The following is a 16,055-nucleotide window of genomic DNA, read 5'->3' on the forward strand; positions in this document are numbered from 1 at the left end:
CTACCGACTCCGCATGCTCCTCATCGGCGGAGGACTCACCCCATGACCCACGCTCAACTCCGAAGAGCCGGAAATACACCTATTTTCGCCGGGCGGCGAGTTCGCCGCGTTGGGGTGCGCCTTGGTCGAGGGGCCGGGGCGTGCCCGCACCCCCAGATCCTTTGCCGACTGACTTCTCCCTGGAGGAACCGTGAACACGCAGACCTCGCGTCGCGCCGTCGTCAAGGGCGCGGCCTGGGCCGCCCCGGTGGTGGCCGTGGCATCCGCTGCTCCCGCCGTCGCTTCTTCGCCTACCGGTAAGCTCGCCGCCGGCCCTTGGTACAACACCTGGGAGGGCGCCGCTGTGCCCACCAACGGTGACTCCGGTGGCATGGTGCCGTACATCATCATGGGCACCACCGACACCACCGGTGCCGCCAGTTACGACCAGACCACCCCGGTCGCCCAGACCTGGGACAACGACGGCACGGGCGCCTATGAGTGCGACCCGGCTGCCGCCACCACCCCCTACGGTGTCGGCGACACCATCACCATCACCATCACCGAGAACCTGGGCACCTACTACGGCGACACCCCCGTGGAGACGTCCGAGACCGAGCCCGGCCCGGCGGCCTGGCCGGACGTCATCGTGCGCGACTCGGGCATGTACGACCTCAGCGGCTACAACGGCCAGGTGGTCACCAGCGGTGCCGCGTACGGCGCGTACAACGGGACGAACTGCTGGACCTGGACCATCACCATGCTGCAGGACATCCGCGCCTGCGGGTCCGACCCGGTGACCTTCGACCTCCGCTTCAAGTCGCAGGGTCTGACCGCCGACGGCCAGCAGCGCCTGTCGCAGTACACGATCACCGTCACCTCCCCGTGGGGCACGGTGACCCAGGAGATCCCGGCGCAGAGCTGACCTCCCAGCACGCCACGAGGCCTCCGAGGACCCGCGTCCCCGGGGGCCTCGTCGTGACCCATGCCACGGCCTGAAGGGCTCTTGGCGGAGGCCTGACTGCTTCCGCACCAACCCCGGGCGCAACGAAGACCCTGCCCTGCAGTCGCTTTCCTAGCCTCGAGGCATGAGCTCCCTCGACCGGATCACGCGCCTGCCGGTGCTGGCCACCCTGCTGTGCGCGCTCACCCTGGCGGCCATGGGTCCGGCCGCCGCGGTGGACCGCCAGCTGCACGGCGTGCGCATGGCCGGCCGCGACCCGCGGGAGTACGAGCTGCTGCACGCCCTGGACAACGTGGCCGGCCAGGTGGTGGCCCTGCCCGTGCTGCTCGGTGTGGCCGTGTGGTCCTGCCGCCGCCAGTGCAGCCTCCACCCGCTGCGCCTCGTGGTCTGGGCCGAGCTCCTCTTCTACGCCGGCGTCGGCTCGCTCAAGACGCTCCTGGCCCGGTCCTCGCCCACCATCGGTGACCCGGGCTTCTTCACCGGCGGTCTGCTCGTCAACGGCGCGCACGGCGTGAGCTACCCCTCGGGCCACACGGCCGCCGCGGTGCTCTTCTACGGCACCGGCGTGCTGCTGGTGCACCGCACCGTCGTCCTCCCCCGATGGGGGCAGGCCGCCCTCGTGGCCGGCTGGCTGGCGCTCGTGGGCACCACCACCACCGTCGCCCAGCTGCTGGGCTACCACTGGGTGCTCGACCTCGTGGCCGGCGTGGTGGTGGGCGGTGTGCTCCTGCGCCTGGTGCTCTGGGGCGACCGGTGGTGGCACAGTCCGGGGCGCCGCGTGGTGCAGCGGCTGCTGCGGGCCACCTGGCGGCAGGTGGACCCCCGTCGAGGGGGTGCCACCCGCTCCGCCGCGGCTCAGGCGGGGTGCTGGCCGAAGGCGAGCGGTTCCCGGCTCACCAGGTACGTGGCCCAGTTCAGCTTCAGCACCGAGCCGTCGGCACGCCGCGTGATGCGCAGCAGCTCACCGCGCTCACGGCCCGAGACGGTGCGGTAGAGGTCGCCCTCGACCCGCTCGAACACCGACGGCGGCGCGTCCGCCGGGGCCCCGGCCATGCGGGCCTCCAACTGCCCCTGCCGCACGCTGAACACCACGTGGCTGCCCTCGGTGTACCAGTGGCCCAGCAGGCCGGCCAGCTCCTCGGGCACCTCGGTGCCGGGTGCCCACACCGCCTCCTCTGCGGGCTCGGCCTCCTCCACGGCATCGGCCAGGTCCACCGCGAACGCGCTCGGGTCGGGCGAGGCGGAGTTGTTCATGAACACCAGTCCGCCGGTGCCGGACTCGCGGTGCGTGAACACCCCGGTGATGTGGCCGGGCATGCCGCCGGTGTGCCCCACCCAGACGCGCTGGCCACGGCGCAGCAGGAAGAACCCGAGCCCCATCGCCTGGGACCACCCACGGGGGTCCACCACGGCCTGCGGCTGGGTCATCTCCTCCAGCGTGTCCGGCGAGAGCACGGCGGGGTCCGGGTCGGCCACGAAGGCCGACCAGCGCGCCATGTCTGCCGGGGTGGAGGCCAGGCCGCCGCAGGGTGCGGTGCCGCGGAAGTCCGGCACCGGCTCGATGACGGGCACGTCGCTGAACGGGGGCACGAAGTAGCCCTGCACGTGCGCGCCGTCGAAGCCCACCGTGGTGCGCGCCAGACCCAGCGGGTCGAGCAGCCGGGCCTGCAGCGACTCCGCCCACGAGCGCCCGTCCAGATGGGCCACCACCTCGCCCAGCAGGCAGTACATGAGGTTGGAGTAGTGCCAGCGCGTGTGCGGGCGGCCCACCTGCTCGGCCTGTGCGGACTCGCGGAGCAGGCCCGCGGCATCGGGGAAGAGGAGGGTCTCCCACACGTCGCCGTGGGGCTCGCGCTGCACGCCGGAGACGTGCGCCAGGGCGGAGCGGACGGTGGCGCCGAGCGCGGGCGAGGGCGCGGCGCCGGGCAGGTGGTCGCCCAGGCGGTCGTCCAGGGAGAGGCGCCCCTCGTCGCGGGCCTGCATGACCATGACGGCGGTGAAGGTCTTGGTGTTGGACGCCACGAGGTACTGGTCGTCGGCGGTGGCCGCGCGGTCGCGGTCCTCACCCGCGCCGGTGGTGCCGATGCCCTCGCTCCACACGTAGCGCCCGCCGCGCTGCACGCCGGCGAACAGGGCCGGGACGCGGCCGGTGCGCTGGCGCTCCAGGGCGGTGCGGCGCAGGGTGCGCACGGTGTCCGGACGCAGCGGGCTGGGGGTGTGGGCGGCATCACTCATGGCAGGACCGTAACGCCGTGGCGGCGCGGGCGGCTGGGGGCGGGGCCGCCGGGGGTGTGGCTGCGGGGGAGCGGCCGGTGGAACAAGCGCCCGGGCGTCGCGGTTGAACCGGGCGACCACGCACCGCGCCGTCCGGCGCCGGTGCCCGCTGACATCCGAGGAGGCCCCGTGGCCACCGTTGAGCTGACCGCTGAGAACTTCGAGCAGACCATCAAGGACAACCCGATGGTGGTCGTGGACTTCTGGGCCACCTGGTGCGGCCCGTGCACGCAGTTCGCCCCCGTCTACGAGGCGGCCTCCGAGAAGCACGAGGACGTCGTGTTCGGCAAGGTCGACATCGACGCGCAGCCGCAGCTGGCCGGGGCACTGGGCATCCAGTCGGTGCCCACCACCATGGCCTTCCGTGAGCAGATCGGCGTGTTCGCCCAGCCCGGCGCCATGCCCGGCAGCGCGCTCGACGAGGTGCTCGAGGCCGTGAAGGGCCTGGACATGGACCAGGTGCGCGCGCAGGTGGCCCAGGAGCAGGCCGCCGCGCAGCAGCAGGCCCAGCAGGCGCCCGCCCAGCCGGCCAACTCGGCCGACGAGGGCACTGCCGCCGGGGGCCCGGACCCGGCCAACCCGTTCGCCTGAGCCCGGCCAGCACCGACCCACGAGGCCGTCGTCCCCGATGGGGGCGGCGGCCTCGCCGCGTGCCGGCCCGCGCCCCCGCACCCGTGCCGCCGGGCGACGCACCACCTAGGCTGACGGGGTGCTGACCCGAGACGACATCGCGACCGCCCTGGCCCTGCCCGTCCGCGAGGTGCCCGAGGAGTTCTCCGGCACCCCCGGCATCACGGCGGTCACCCACGACTCCCGCGCCGTCACGCCGGGCGCCGCGTTCGTGGCCGTCTCCGGGTTCAAGAACGACGGCCTGCGCTTCGCCCCCGGTGCCCTCGATGCCGGGGCGGGCCTCGTGGTGGTCGAGCGCGAGTGGCCCACGGCCGCCGACCGGGAGGCCGACCCCCGCATCGCCGAGCTGGAGGCAGCCGGCCCCCTGCCCGTGGTGCGGGTGCGCGACGCCCGCGCCGCCCTGGGCCACCTGGCCGCGGCCGTCAACGGCAACCCGAGCCGCTCGCTGCGCGTGCACGGCATCACCGGCACCAACGGCAAGACCACCACCAGTTACGTGCTCTACAACCTGCTGGCCGGCGTGCTGGGCACCGACAAGGTGGGCCTGTCCACCACGGTGGAGGTCATCGTCGACGGTGTGGGCCGGCCGGCCATGCGCACCACCCCCGAGGCCCCGCTGGTGCAGGAGAACCTGCGCCGCATGGTGGAGGCCGGTGCCTCCGACGCCGTGCTCGAGACCTCCAGCCACGGCCTGGAGCTGCACCGCGTGACGGGGGTGGAGTACGCCTCGGCCATCTTCACCAACCTCACGCGCGACCACCTGGACATCCACGGCGACATGGAGACCTACTTCCAGGTCAAGCGCCAGCTCTTCGAGCGCACCTCCGGCCCGCGCCTGGCCAACGTGGACGACACCTACGGCCGTCGGCTGGCCCGCGAGTTCCCCGGGGCGCTGACCTTCGGCTTCGACGAGGCAGCCGACTACCGCATCGTGGAGCCCACCGACCTCACCCTGGAGGGCATGCAGTTCACTCTGGACACGCCGCGCCACGGCGAGCTGCGCCTGGAGCCGCCGCTGGTGGGCGACTACAACGCGCTCAACGTGGCCGGCGCGGTGGCCGTGGCGCTGGAGTCCGGTCACGACTCGCTCGCCGTGGTGGAGGCGGTGAAGCACCTGGGGCAGGTGCCCGGCCGCTTCCAGCGCATCCCGGAGGCCGCCGAGCACGGGTTCATGGCGGTGGTGGACTACGCGCACACCGAGGTGGGGCTGGAGGTGGTGCTCACCGTGGCGCGCAAGATCGCGGACATGGCCGGCGGGCGCCTCATCTGCGTGTACGGCGCGGCCGGGGAGCGCGATGCGGCCAAGCGCCCGTTGATGGGCGAGGTCGTCTCCCGCATCGCGGACGTCGGCATCATCACCACGGACGACCCCTACGGGGAGGACCCGGTGACCATCGCCGACGAGGTGATGGCCGGCGCGGACCCGGCGGACACCCACATCACGCTCGACCGGCGCGAGGCGCTGCTGGAGGCCGTGGCCATGGCGCGGGAGAACGACCTGGTCATCGCGTGCGGCAAGGGTGACGAGGCGTTCCAGCACCTGCCCTCCGGCGACGTGGACCACCACGACCCCACGAGCATCCGCGAGGGCCTGGCCCGCCGCTGACGTGGTGGGGCCGCGCCCCGGGGTGGGGCAAGGTGTCCTCGCTTGCCCGCTGCGAAGGACGCCAGGGGAACGTCATGCTTGGGTATGATGCTCGCATCTTGGTGGGGGGGGACCCTTGGGCTCATGGAAAACGGTGGACACACAAGGGCGTCGCGACACGCGCGCGGCGCGATCATCGGTTCGACGCTGGTCTTCTTCTCGCCGGAGCGGGCTGGAGCTGTCCTGAGGGATGGCCCCGCCACCTACGTGGCGATCGACGGACAGGATGTTCAGTACGCAGACCACGCGGGTGTCACGGGACCCGTGAACGTGACCTCCGTGTACCTGTCCAGAGACGGTCGAGAGATCCAGCCCGCAGGTCAGGCGACAGCGGGACTGGGCATCGGGCCCTGCAGGCTGGAGGCCAAACCGGACAGGCCGCATCGTTCCGGGGCGGATGTCTCTGGGCACGGGTACTGGGAACGCGGTGGTGACTGTTGCCCCGGGGGAGGGCGAGGGAAGCGCAGCACTGCCCGGGCCCGGTGCCGCTCGAGTGCGGTGACATCGTGGAGGAACCACGTCGACGTTGATGTCCACGGGCGATGGGACACCGCTGACAAGCCCTTCAAGGAGGCCCGGGTCGGGTGTCGGGTGTGAGTGGGCCAGGCCGTGTGCCGAATCGCCTCGTGGTGACGGTCGCCAGCGATCCCGGACCCCACGGCACAGCGGGTTGTGTGTGTCATCTGTGGGCGGAGGACTCCCTGGGCCGCGTCCTGCTGCTCGAGGACCGCGGGTGGGGGACATCGGCCGCCTGGAGCGAGGTGACCGAGGACAGCGTGGTGGCGGACTCCCTCCTCTCCACCGGCCCGGACGAGCCGTGGGGTGGCATGACGCAGGACGACGCAACCGCTTTCCACTATGGAGAACTGGCCCAGGTCGCGGCGCATCGCGGACTGGTGGTGACGGCCGAGGGACTGCAGGCCCTGCCCATCGAGGTGGAGCTGAGTGAGGAACTGCGCGCCCGACTCCGCCGCTGACGCGGGCCCGCCGGGGAGTCCCCCGCGGCGGGCCCTGCGGCGCCCGGGCCTCAGCCCTGCTGGTCCAGGCGCTCCCCGGCCAGCACGGCCTTCACCTCGTCCTCGGGCACCTCGGCGATGCTGCCGTGGCGCCACGCGGCGTCGTTGGTCCGGTCGATGAGCACGGCGCGCACGCCCTCGGCGAAGTCACCGCTGGAGAGCATGCCGGTGGCCATCCTCAGGTCGCGCTCCAGCACGCCGGCCAGGGTGTCCCCGGCGGCCAGGCGCAGCGCCGTTAGGGTCACCGCCACCGAGAGCGGCGAACGGCTCTCCAGCAGCTCGGCCGCCTTCTGCGCCCCCTCGGCCGAGTGGCCCTTCAGGCGCTCGAGCACCGCGGCCGGCGCCTCGCCCTCGTAGCACTCCGCGGTCCACTGCGCGGCGGCGGCCAGCGGGGCCTCCGCCTCGCCGGTCGCCTCGCGGGCGGCGGCCACCAGGTCGTCCGCGGACTCGCCGCCGGCCAGCCGGTCCACCACGGTCTCGGGGTCGAGCAGCTCGGCCGGCGCCACGGCATCGGCCAGGCCCAGCAGCACCGCGTCCGCGCCGCCGAAGCGGTCGCCGGTCAGGGCCACGTGCGTGCCCAACTCGTGCTGCGCGCGCGAGAGCAGGTGCATGGCGCCCACGTCCGGGAACAGCCCGATGCCGGTCTCGGGCATGGCCACCTTGGCGTCGGCGGCCACGAGGCGGTGGCTGCCGTGGGCGCTGATGCCGATGCCGCCGCCCATCACCACGCCGTGCATGAGCGCCACGTACGGGATCTCGTAGTCGGCCACGAGCTGGTCGAGCGCGTACTCGGTGCGCCAGAAGTTCTGCGCCGGACCGAGGTCGCCGGAGGTGGCGGACTCGCGCAGCACCTTGATGTCGCCGCCGGCGCACAGGCCCTTGCCCTCACCTGAGACCACGACGGCGCGCGGCCGGTCCTCGCCCTGCGCGTTCTGCCAGGCGTGCAGCTGGTCGAGCATCGCCGCGCACATGTCCCGGGTCAGCGCGTTGAGCGCCTTGGGCCGGTTCAGGTGGATGCGGGCGATGCCGTCGCGCACGCCGAACAGCACGTCCTCGGTGCCGCCGTCCAGGGGGGAGAGCTCGGTGGGGGCCATGGGTGCTCCTCGGGGTCTCGGGTGTGGTCCGGCCCACAGCGTTCCACACGGCCGATGGTGTGCCGGGCTCGGTGCCCCCGCCCGACGCCCGCCCCGGCGGCCCGGGCGTAGAATCGGCCCCACGTGTTCCGGGGTCGGTGCAAGTCCGAACCGGCGGTGACAGTCCGCGACCCGTCCGCAGCCAGCGGCCGGTTGACTGGGTGGAATTCCCAGACCGACGGTGAGAGTCCGGAAGGGAGGAGCACGTGCGGCGTCGCCCCGCGACGCCGTGGGCGGCAGTCCCGCTGCCGAGCGGCCCGTGGCCCCTCGGTGCGTGGTGCACCTGCCGACTCCTCCGGGCCCACGCCCGTTCCCCCGGTTCACCCGGGCCGTCCGACCGGACCGCCCGCCGCCGTGACCGCAGTGAGGAACCGCCGTGACCGCCCGCCCCGCCGAGTCCACCGCCTGGGAGCCCGCGATGCGCCGCGCCCTGGAGCTGGCGGCCCGTGGACCGGCCACCGACCCCAACCCCCGCGTGGGCTGCGTACTGCTCGACGCCGCCGGCCGCACCCTGGGCGAGGGGTGGCACCGCGGCGCCGGCACCCCGCACGCGGAGGTCGCCGCCCTGTCCGATGCGGAGCAGCGCGGCCTGGACGTCGGCGGCGCCACCGCCGTGGTCACCCTGGAGCCGTGCAACCACACCGGCCGCACCGGCCCGTGCGCCGAGGCGCTGTGTGAGGCCGGGGTGGCCCGCGTCGTCGTCGCCCAACCGGACCCGACCCCGTTGGCCGCCGGGGGCGCCGATCGCCTCCGTGCCGCCGGCCTCGAGGTCACCACCGGCGTGCTGGCCGACGAGGCCGAGGCGCTCAACCGGTGGTTCACCGCCTCGGCGCACCTCGGGCGCCCGGTGGTGACGCTCAAGCTGGCCGCCACCCTGGACGGCCGCGTGGCCGCCGCCGACGGCACGAGCCAGTGGATCACCGGCCCCGACGCCCGCCGGGACGTGCACCGCCAGCGCGCGCAGGCCGGGGCGGTGGTGGTGGGCACGGGCACCGCGCTCGCCGACGACCCCCGGCTCACCGTGCGTCTGCCCGAGGGCGAGCAGGTGGACCGCCAGCCGCTGCGCGTGGTGGTGGGCACTCGGCAGCTCCCCGCACCGGCCCGGGTGCTCGACGACGCCGCCGAGACCCTGCTGCTCGCGACCCACGACCCCGCCGAGGTGCTCGCGGCCCTCCGCGAGCGCGGCGTGCACCACGTCTGGCTGGAGGGCGGCCCCACCCTGGGTGCGGCCTTCCTGCGCGCCGGGCTGGTGGACCGCCTCGTGACCTACCTGGCCCCCGCACTGCTGGGTGCGGGCGCCCCGCTCGTGGCCGAACTCGGCATCGGCACCGTCGAGGAGGCCCTGCGCTGGCATCTGGAGGACGTGGCCCGCCTGGGCGACGACGTCCGCCTCACCCTGACCCCCACCGACCCGAACCCGACCGAAGGAGACGCCTGATGTTCACCGGCATCATCGAGGAGATCGGCCGCGTCGAGGCCGTCGAACCGGCGGGCGACGACATCCGCCTGCGGGTGTCCGGCGCCGTGGTCACCAGCGACGCGGGGCACGGCGACTCCATCGCGGTGAACGGTGTGTGCCTCACCGTGGTGGAGCTGGGCGGCGGGTCGGGCGGGCCCGACGGCGCGCCCGGCTGGTTCACCGCCGACGTCATGCCCGAGACCCTCACCCACAGCTCGCTCGGAGCCCTGGAGGTGGGCAGCCCGGTCAACCTGGAGCGCGCGGTGCGGGCCGGGGGACGGCTGGGTGGCCACATCGTGCAGGGGCACGTGGACGGTGTGGGCGAGGTGCTGGCCCGCACCCCGGGCGACCGCTGGGAGGTGGTGCGCGTGGGCGTGCCGGCCGAGCTGGCGCGCTACGTGGTGCACAAGGGGTCGGTGACGCTCGACGGCGTCTCGCTCACGGTGAGCGACCTGTCCGATGCCGGGGCGTCCGCCCCCTGGCTGGAGGTCAGCCTCATCCCCGAGACCCTCACCCGCACCACGCTGGGCGACGCGCCCGTGGGCACCACCGTGAACGTGGAGGTGGACGTGGTGGCCAAGTACGTCGAGAAGATGGTGGGAGCCACGCGATGACCCGGGACCAGACCCTCACCCCCCAGCTGGCCGCCGCCCTGGAGGCCCTGCGCGCCGGCCGCCCCGTGCTGGTGCTGGACGACGAGGATCGCGAGAACGAGGGCGACGTCATCCTCGCCGCCGAGCGGCTGACCCCGGAGTGGATGGCGTGGACCGTCCGCCACTCCTCGGGCTACGTGTGCGCCCCGATGACGGCCGCGCGCGCCGACGCCCTCGAGCTGCCGCTCATGGTGCGCGACAACGCCGACCCCTTCCGCACCGCGTACACCGTCACCGTGGACGCCGCCGAGGGCGTGACCACCGGCATCAGCGCCACGGACCGCACCCGCACCCTGCACGTCCTGGCTGATGCCGGGAGCACGGCCGCCGACCTCGTCCGCCCCGGGCACGTGGTGCCGCTGCGCGCCCGGGACGGTGGGGTCCTGGAGCGGGCCGGCCACACCGAGGCCGCGGTGGACCTGTGCCGCCTGGCCGGGCTGGAGCCGGTGGGCGTCATCGCCGAGCTGGTGCACGACGACGGCACGATGATGCGCTCCGAGGCCGTGCGCGCCCTGGCCGCCGAGCACGACCTGCCGGTGCTCACCATCGAGGCCCTGGCCGCCTGGCGCGCCGTGCACGACCGCCTGGACGCCGTGGCCACCGCGCAGCTGCCCACCGCCCACGGCGACTTCACCGTGCACGCCCTCACCGACCGCCTCACCGGGGTGGAGCACCTGGCCCTGGTGGCCCCCGGCCCGCTGCGCGACCCCGCCGCCCCGGTGCCGGTGCGCGCCCACAGCGAGTGCCTCACCGGCGACGCGCTCGGCTCGCTGCGCTGCGACTGCGGCGCCCAGCTGGCCGACGCCCTGGCCGACACGCAGGCCCGCGGCGGCGTGGTGCTGTACCTGCGCGGCCACGAGGGGCGCGGCATCGGGCTGGCGGCCAAGATCGCGGCCTACGCCCAGCAGGACGCCGGCGCCGACACGGTGGACGCCCAGCACGCCCTGGGCCTGCCGGTGGACGCCCGCGACTACGGCGTGGCCGCGGCGATGCTCGCCCACCTGGGCATCGACCGCATCGAGCTGACCACCAACAACCCGGCCAAGGTGGAGGCCCTGCGGGAGCTCGGCGTGGACGTGGTCGCCACCCGTCCCAGCGTGGTGGGCGTGACGCCCCAGAACCTGCCCTACCTGCGCACCAAGCGCGACCGCATGGGCCACACCCTGCCGGCCGATCTGACCCCGGGGACCGCCGCCGGGTGAGGCATGCCACGCTGCCGGGGGTGGACCCCGCCCCGCCGGCAGGCCACGGTGGACAGCAGGACCCCCGCCGGCCCCCATCGCCCCCCCCCCTTGAACCCGAGGAGACACCCATGAGTGGACACGGTTCCCCCACCGAGGCCATCGCCGACCGCCTGCGCCGCGAGCTGGCCGCCGACCGCGAGGACGGCGCCCTGCCGCTGCGCGTGGCCGTGGTGGCCGCCAGCTGGCACGAGGAGGTCATGGGCGGCCTGCTCGAGGGCAGCCGTCGGGCGCTGGCCGACCTGGGCATCACCCCGCTGGAGATCCGCGTGCCGGGCACCTTCGAACTGCCGGTGGCCGCGGCCCGCCTGGCCCCGCACCACGACGCGGTGGTGGCCCTGGGCGTGGTCATCCGCGGCGGCACCCCGCACTTCGACTACGTCTGCCAGGCCGCCACCACGGGCCTCACCGACGTGGCCGTGCGCACCGCCACCCCGGTGGGCTTCGGCGTGCTCACCTGCGACGACGAGCAGCAGGCCCTGGACCGCGCCGGCCTGGAGGGCTCGAGCGAGGACAAGGGCGCCGAGGCCGCGCTGGCCTGCGTGGACACCGCCGCCACGCTGCGCCGCGCCCGCGCCCAGCGCTGACCCGCGCCCGTAGACTCCGGCCCCATGGGTAAGGCATCTCGTCGCAAGAACCGCGACGTCAAGGGACCGAAGCAGATTCCGGCGCCGTTCGAGGCCCGTCCGTTCAAGGGGCTGCCGAACGAGACCGAGTGGGTGGCCATGCGGGAGATCCTCCCGGCGGCCACGGCGACCATCCGCGTGAAGGTCCCCGCCGTCGAGGCGCCCGAGGGCACTCCGGCGCCGGCGTGGTCCTCGCTGGAGGTCGGCTCCGAGCACGAGGTCACGCTGGCCACCGTGCTGCCGCTGGCGTGGCCGGGCCTGAACCGCGGCGAGGGCGACGTGCTCTCCGCGCTGCAGACCGGTTCCTCCACCGGTGACGCGAGCCGCGACATCGCCCAGGCGATCCTCACCTCGCTGGCCAACGAGCCGGGCCAGCCCACCGTGGGTCTGCCGCAGGCCATGGCGCACACGCCCCGCCTGCAGGACGTGCTCGTGAGCGACACGATGACCGCCGAGCTGCACGAGAGCTTCGACTTCTGGCTCACCGGCAAGGAGGACGCCCTCGACGAGGCCGGCCAGCTCTCCATGGAGCGCGCCAACGAGGCCATCGTGCCCACCCAGCGTCTCGATGCCGTGGAGTCGGCCTTCTGGTGCCTCATGGGCGACCGGGCCTACGTGCGCTGGCTGCTGCCGCACGACGAGGACGCGGCCACCACCGCCCTGGCCCGCCTCAAGGCGGCCGGCGAGCACACCCTCGGCGGGCAGTCCACGCTGCTGGGTGCCTTCCGCGGTGCGGGCCTGCTGGTGCCGGTGTTCGAGGTGGACCCGGCCGCCGACCCCCAGTCCTGGAACGCCCCGCTGGGCGAGCTGGCCGCGCGCCTGGAGGCCCGCCTGGGCGACGACGCGCCGCTGACGCACGACGAGCGCCGGGCCCGGGAGGGCTTCTCGAGCCGGCAGGTCACCATCCGCTGACCTGCGCCGACGCGCAGGACGGCCCCACCACGCATCGTCGTGGTGGGGCCGTCCGCGTGTCGGGCGGTGTCAGGCGCCGCTCAGGCGGAGAACTCGCAGAAGCTCTCGTAGTGGTCGTCGGTCCAGTACCAGTGCTCCGGTGCGGTGTCGGGGCTGGTGGGGGTGGTGTCCCCGCCGGTGACGATGCGGCGGGCGCCGCGGTCGTCCTCACCGGGCGTGGGCACGGTGTACTCCGCGTAGTAGCCGGAGGACTCGTCCGGCAGCAGGCCCTCGCGGTTGCCGAAGGTGCTGCCGTCCTTGCCGGGGTACTCGAACTCCCCGCCGTCGGTGATGGTCTCGATGACGTCGCGTGCCTCGGCGGTCAGCTCGCCCTCGACGCACCGGGGCAGGCCGCTCGCGCCCGGGGCCCCGGCGGTGCTGCTGGCCGGTCCCCGCGGCCGCGGGTCGGCCGAGCTGGACCCGTCCGACCCGGTGGCCGGGGGAGGCTTCGGGTGGCCGTCCTCGCCCGATCCACCTCCGTCACCGGACCGGCCGAACAGCCCACCACCGCCCCAGACGACGGCAGCGGCCATGGCCAGCAGGAAGACCAACCGCAGCAGCAGCCGCGAGCGCCCGCGTCCCCGCGGCGCGCCGTGGCTCACCCCGCCCGGCCCGATGCGGGGGCTCACGCCTCGTCCTCCTCGATCTGGCGGGCCACGGTGTCGCTGGCCACCAGCACGGCGAGACGCGCCCGCCCTATGTCGTCCACCACATCGAGCAGCAGCTGCAGCAGAGTGCCCAGCCCGTCGTCCTCGAGCCCCAGCCCCTCGGCGGGCGTCCAGACCAGCAGGGTCCCGGCCCCTCCCTCGGCGCGGTCGGGCAGGTCGCGCAGCGTGTCGGCCAGCGCGTCCAGGTTGGTGGCAGCGTTGCCGGGCAGGTCGAGGCTCTCGGCCAGGCCGGCCTGCAGGGTGCGCACGGAGCTGCCGTCGGGGCTCGCGCCCAGCGCCACCGCCCAGTCGGCGATGCGGGCGCCGGCGGCAGCCTCCTCGGCCTCGGCCAGGGGCACCACGGCCAGGGGTTCGTCGGACTCGAGGAAGGCGGCCACGGGGAAGCGGGGGGTGCTCATGCCCCCATGGTGCCCGGACGCACCGACATCCCGGCGCACCTGCTGCGGCGGGGCCACCTGCGTATCCTGTGCGGGTGCCAGAGCCCGTCCAGAGTTCCCTGCTGATCGCCGCCGTCGTGTGCGCGGTGCTCGCCCTGCTCGTCGGACTGTGGCTGGCCGTGCAGGTCAGCTCGCTGCGCCGGCACCGCTTCATCTCGGCCCGTGTGCTGGCCGGCGCCACCGGCGGCGGGGGCTCCCAGCGCCGGTCGATGTCGAGCCGCCAGGGCCAGGCGCGCCGCTACACCGCGCCGGCCGTGCGCACCGGAGTGGACTCCGTGACCCTGAAGCGCGCCCTGGACCGCGCCGCCTCCCGCCAAGAGAAGTCCCTGTCCGCCATGCGTGCTGAGGTGGAGCGCCTCAAGGGCGAGATGAAGGGGGTCAGCGAGGGCTTCGGCAAGGTGCAGCAGCAGGCGTCCACGGACACGCGGTCCATCAAGCGGGTGCACAGCGACGCCACGCAGAACCTGCAGCGCATGACCGCCTCCGTGGAGGCCATGGAGAAGCGCGTGGACGGCAAGGTCTCGGACCTGGACGAGCGCGTGGGGCGCACCGTGGCCGAGGTGCACGAGCGCCTGGCCGAGCTGTCCGCCGAGGTGGAGCAGCTGGAGGCCCGCCGCGCCGCCCTCGGCGAGGAGCAGACCGCCGACCGGTCCCGCCTGGACACGCTCGACCGCGGCCTGGGGGGCGTGGCCGACATCGTGGACCAGCTGGAGCGCACCACCTCCGAGCACGGCACGCGCGTGACCGCCGTGGACGAGCGCCTGGGGGCCCTCGGCGGCTCGATGGAGGAGCACGGCGCCCGCGTCGAGCGCCTCGAGGGGGGTGCCAGCCAGATCACCGAGCGCACCGAGGGTCTCGACCAGGCCCTGCGACAGCTCTCGGGCAACGCCGACAATCTCGACCAGCGCCTCAAGCGCCTCGAGCACTCCACCACCTCCGCCCTCACCGAGGTGGCCCTGGTGCGCTACGACGCCTTCGGCGACATGGGGGGCCGCATGTCCTTCTCGGTGGCGCTGCTCGACGGCGTGGGCGACGGCCTGGTCATCACCAGCCTCAACGGCCGTGCCCACTCGCAGACCTACGCCAAGTCGGTCACCGAGGGCCGCGGCACCACCGCGCTCACCGACGAGGAGGCGCAGGCCGTGGCCGCCGCCCGCGGGCTGGAGGCGGAGTCGCCGGCCACCGAGGCGGTGCGGCCGCTGCGTCAGGCCCGCCGCTGACGCCGAGACCCGCTGACGGGGAGACCCGGAGGCGTGGCCGGGGCGGGAGCAGGCGGGGGCACTGCCGGGAGGGGGCGCGCCCTCAGCCGCCGAGCAGCCATCCCTCCGCGTGGTCGGAGCGCGTGCTGCGCCAGGAGGTGGCGCCCTTGCCGCGCACCCGCACGGTGAGCGCCCCGGGCAGGATCCGCCCGGCGATGCGCGTCACCCGCCCGATCCCGTCGCCGTCCAGCTGGGCGCGCGTGGGCTCGCCGAGCTCCACGTCGATGGTGCGGCTCTGCCAGTAGCTCGCGTTCTCACCGCCGAGGCGCCCGCGGGTGGCCACCGCGGCCACCACGCCGGCCCAGCCGGTGACGCCGCGCGGGGAGACCACGAAGGTGTCGAGCTGCCCGTCGTCGATGCGGGCCTCGGGCAGCACGGCCACCCCGCCCTGCAGCTTGCCCACGTTGCCGAACACCACGCTGCGCACGGCCGTGGAGACAGGCTCCTCGTCGTCCACGCGGAACCGCGCCGGCACGGGTGTGTCGCCGCCGTGGCGCACCGCGGAGGCCAGGTAGGCCAGCCACCCCATCCGCTTCTTCACGTCGTCGTCGGTGGTCTCCATGACGTCGGCGTCCATGCCCACCCCGGCCATCACCAGGAAGACGTCCTCGTGCACCCCGCCGTCGGGGTCCCACCAGCGCACCTGCCCCACGTCGATACGGCGCTCGTCCCCGGTGAGGGCGATGCGCAGGGCCTGCCGGCGGGAGAGGAAGGGCAGGTCCAGATTGCGCACCAGCAGGTTGCCGGTGCCCCCGGGCACCAGGCCCAGCGGGACCTCGGTGCCCACCAGCTGGCTGGCCACGCTGCGCACGGTGCCGTCGCCGCCGATGGGCACGACGAGCTCGCACCCGGCCTCCAGCAGCTCGCGGGCCTGGCCGGCGCCGGGGTCCGCCTCGGTGGTCTCGCGCCACAGCGGGGCGTCCCAGCCGAGGATGCGGCAGATGGTGTCGGCCTCCTCGCGCGCGCCCTGCAGGTCGTCGAACTTGATGGGGTTGATGACGAACCCGACCCGGCGCCGACCGGCGCCGCCAGGACCCCCGGGGGTGGTCGATCCCGTGCCGCGGGGAGTGCTGCTCACGGTGACCTCCTGGTCCGTCGGGTGGGCTGCTCGCGGGTGCCC

Annotated in this window: 15 protein-coding genes, 1 pseudogene and 1 riboswitch; of the genes and pseudogenes, 11 read left to right on the forward strand and 5 right to left on the reverse strand. The window is 74.4% G+C overall.

Annotated features, from left to right (window positions below; all coding sequences use genetic code 11):
• Positions 1 to 190: 190 nt before the first annotated feature.
• Together ACFFHC_RS03190 and ACFFHC_RS03195 are read left to right on the forward strand one after the other, a co-directional pair.
• Positions 191 to 904: a hypothetical protein gene (locus ACFFHC_RS03190; RefSeq protein ID WP_144043076.1), complete on the forward strand. Its 714-nt coding sequence runs from the start codon at positions 191 to 193 to the stop codon at positions 902 to 904.
• Between the two features lie 280 nt (positions 905 to 1,184).
• Positions 1,185 to 1,676, forward strand: a pseudogene (locus tag ACFFHC_RS03195) (phosphatase PAP2 family protein); the annotation flags it as partial.
• A 122-nt stretch (positions 1,677 to 1,798) separates the two neighbouring features.
• Here ACFFHC_RS03195 and ACFFHC_RS03200 read toward each other — a convergent pair.
• The gene (locus tag ACFFHC_RS03200) at positions 1,799 to 3,178 is read right to left on the reverse strand and encodes a serine hydrolase domain-containing protein (protein WP_379802995.1); all 1,380 of its coding nucleotides are present in this window, start codon (positions 3,176 to 3,178) and stop codon (positions 1,799 to 1,801) included.
• Between the two features lie 168 nt (positions 3,179 to 3,346).
• Between ACFFHC_RS03200 and ACFFHC_RS03205 the strand changes: the two genes are divergently transcribed.
• The 3 genes from ACFFHC_RS03205 to ACFFHC_RS03215 all read left to right on the forward strand — a co-directional run bounded on the left by ACFFHC_RS03205 (position 3,347) and on the right by ACFFHC_RS03215 (position 6,469).
• Complete coding sequence (locus tag ACFFHC_RS03205; protein ID WP_379802999.1) at positions 3,347 to 3,808, forward strand: thioredoxin family protein; 462 nt, start codon at positions 3,347 to 3,349, stop codon at positions 3,806 to 3,808.
• Positions 3,809 to 3,926: 118 nt separating this feature from the next.
• Positions 3,927 to 5,453: a UDP-N-acetylmuramoyl-L-alanyl-D-glutamate--2,6-diaminopimelate ligase gene (locus tag ACFFHC_RS03210; RefSeq protein ID WP_070705285.1), complete on the forward strand. Its 1,527-nt coding sequence runs from the start codon at positions 3,927 to 3,929 to the stop codon at positions 5,451 to 5,453.
• A gap of 713 nt (positions 5,454 to 6,166) precedes the next feature.
• Complete coding sequence (locus ACFFHC_RS03215) at positions 6,167 to 6,469, forward strand: hypothetical protein (protein ID WP_070705286.1); 303 nt, start codon at positions 6,167 to 6,169, stop codon at positions 6,467 to 6,469.
• Positions 6,470 to 6,519: 50 nt separating this feature from the next.
• Here ACFFHC_RS03215 and ACFFHC_RS03220 read toward each other — a convergent pair whose 3' ends face one another.
• Positions 6,520 to 7,602 carry an enoyl-CoA hydratase/isomerase family protein gene (locus tag ACFFHC_RS03220; protein WP_379803006.1) on the reverse strand — a complete coding sequence of 361 codons (1,083 nt, stop codon included), beginning with the start codon at positions 7,600 to 7,602 and terminating at the stop codon, positions 6,520 to 6,522.
• Positions 7,603 to 7,722: 120 nt separating this feature from the next.
• Positions 7,723 to 7,850: riboswitch (FMN riboswitch) on the forward strand.
• Between the two features lie 167 nt (positions 7,851 to 8,017).
• Here ACFFHC_RS03220 and ribD point away from each other — a divergent pair.
• From ribD to ACFFHC_RS03245, 5 genes are all read left to right on the forward strand, one after another.
• Positions 8,018 to 9,079: a bifunctional diaminohydroxyphosphoribosylaminopyrimidine deaminase/5-amino-6-(5-phosphoribosylamino)uracil reductase RibD gene (gene ribD / locus ACFFHC_RS03225; RefSeq protein WP_379803009.1), complete on the forward strand. Its 1,062-nt coding sequence runs from the start codon at positions 8,018 to 8,020 to the stop codon at positions 9,077 to 9,079.
• On the forward strand, positions 9,079 to 9,714 hold the full coding sequence (locus ACFFHC_RS03230) for a riboflavin synthase (RefSeq protein ID WP_070703448.1): 636 nt from the start codon (positions 9,079 to 9,081) through the stop codon (positions 9,712 to 9,714). The genes ribD and ACFFHC_RS03230 overlap by 1 nt, the downstream gene beginning before the upstream one ends.
• Positions 9,711 to 10,955 carry a 3,4-dihydroxy-2-butanone-4-phosphate synthase gene (gene ribB / locus ACFFHC_RS03235; protein ID WP_070703449.1) on the forward strand — a complete coding sequence of 415 codons (1,245 nt, stop codon included), beginning with the start codon at positions 9,711 to 9,713 and terminating at the stop codon, positions 10,953 to 10,955. The genes ACFFHC_RS03230 and ribB overlap by 4 nt, the downstream gene beginning before the upstream one ends.
• A gap of 110 nt (positions 10,956 to 11,065) precedes the next feature.
• Complete coding sequence (gene ribH, locus ACFFHC_RS03240) at positions 11,066 to 11,581, forward strand: 6,7-dimethyl-8-ribityllumazine synthase (protein ID WP_070703450.1); 516 nt, start codon at positions 11,066 to 11,068, stop codon at positions 11,579 to 11,581.
• A gap of 24 nt (positions 11,582 to 11,605) precedes the next feature.
• Positions 11,606 to 12,532, forward strand: coding sequence for a DUF5926 family protein (locus tag ACFFHC_RS03245; RefSeq protein WP_070703451.1), 927 nt, complete (start codon positions 11,606 to 11,608; stop codon positions 12,530 to 12,532).
• A gap of 80 nt (positions 12,533 to 12,612) precedes the next feature.
• Here ACFFHC_RS03245 and ACFFHC_RS03250 read toward each other — a convergent pair whose 3' ends face one another.
• The gene (locus tag ACFFHC_RS03250; RefSeq protein ID WP_237769695.1) at positions 12,613 to 13,200 is read right to left on the reverse strand and encodes a guanyl-specific ribonuclease; all 588 of its coding nucleotides are present in this window, start codon (positions 13,198 to 13,200) and stop codon (positions 12,613 to 12,615) included.
• Positions 13,197 to 13,637, reverse strand: coding sequence for a barstar family protein (locus tag ACFFHC_RS03255; protein WP_141494810.1), 441 nt, complete (start codon positions 13,635 to 13,637; stop codon positions 13,197 to 13,199). Before ACFFHC_RS03255 ends, ACFFHC_RS03250 begins: the two co-directional genes overlap by 4 nt.
• Positions 13,638 to 13,711: 74 nt before the next feature.
• Between ACFFHC_RS03255 and ACFFHC_RS03260 the strand changes: the two genes are divergently transcribed.
• Entirely contained in the window at positions 13,712 to 14,896 is a 1,185-nt protein-coding gene (locus ACFFHC_RS03260; protein ID WP_238138216.1) for a DUF4446 family protein, read from the forward strand.
• Between the two features lie 82 nt (positions 14,897 to 14,978).
• On the opposite strand, the gene ACFFHC_RS03265 is transcribed toward ACFFHC_RS03260, so the two are convergent.
• Positions 14,979 to 16,013, reverse strand: a complete 1,035-nt coding sequence (locus ACFFHC_RS03265) for a diacylglycerol/lipid kinase family protein (protein ID WP_379803022.1) — start codon at positions 16,011 to 16,013, stop codon at positions 14,979 to 14,981.
• Positions 16,014 to 16,055 lie beyond the last annotated feature (42 nt).

Source organism: Kytococcus schroeteri (genome assembly GCF_042433515.1).
GTDB lineage: Bacteria > Actinomycetota > Actinomycetes > Actinomycetales > Dermatophilaceae > Kytococcus > Kytococcus schroeteri.

Excerpts from the sequence above, each read along its gene's own strand:
- ACFFHC_RS03245 (WP_070703451.1), top strand. The coding sequence starts at position 11,606 with ATGGGTAAGGCATCTCGTCGCAAGAACCGCGACGTCAAGGGACCGAAG.
- ACFFHC_RS03255 (WP_141494810.1), bottom strand. The coding sequence starts at position 13,637 with ATGAGCACCCCCCGCTTCCCCGTGGCCGCCTTCCTCGAGTCCGACGAA.
- ACFFHC_RS03230 (WP_070703448.1), top strand. The coding sequence starts at position 9,079 with ATGTTCACCGGCATCATCGAGGAGATCGGCCGCGTCGAGGCCGTCGAA.
- ACFFHC_RS03220 (WP_379803006.1), bottom strand. The coding sequence starts at position 7,602 with ATGGCCCCCACCGAGCTCTCCCCCCTGGACGGCGGCACCGAGGACGTG.
- ACFFHC_RS03200 (WP_379802995.1), bottom strand. The coding sequence starts at position 3,178 with ATGAGTGATGCCGCCCACACCCCCAGCCCGCTGCGTCCGGACACCGTG.
- ribB (WP_070703449.1), top strand. The coding sequence starts at position 9,711 with ATGACCCGGGACCAGACCCTCACCCCCCAGCTGGCCGCCGCCCTGGAG.
- ribH (WP_070703450.1), top strand. The coding sequence starts at position 11,066 with ATGAGTGGACACGGTTCCCCCACCGAGGCCATCGCCGACCGCCTGCGC.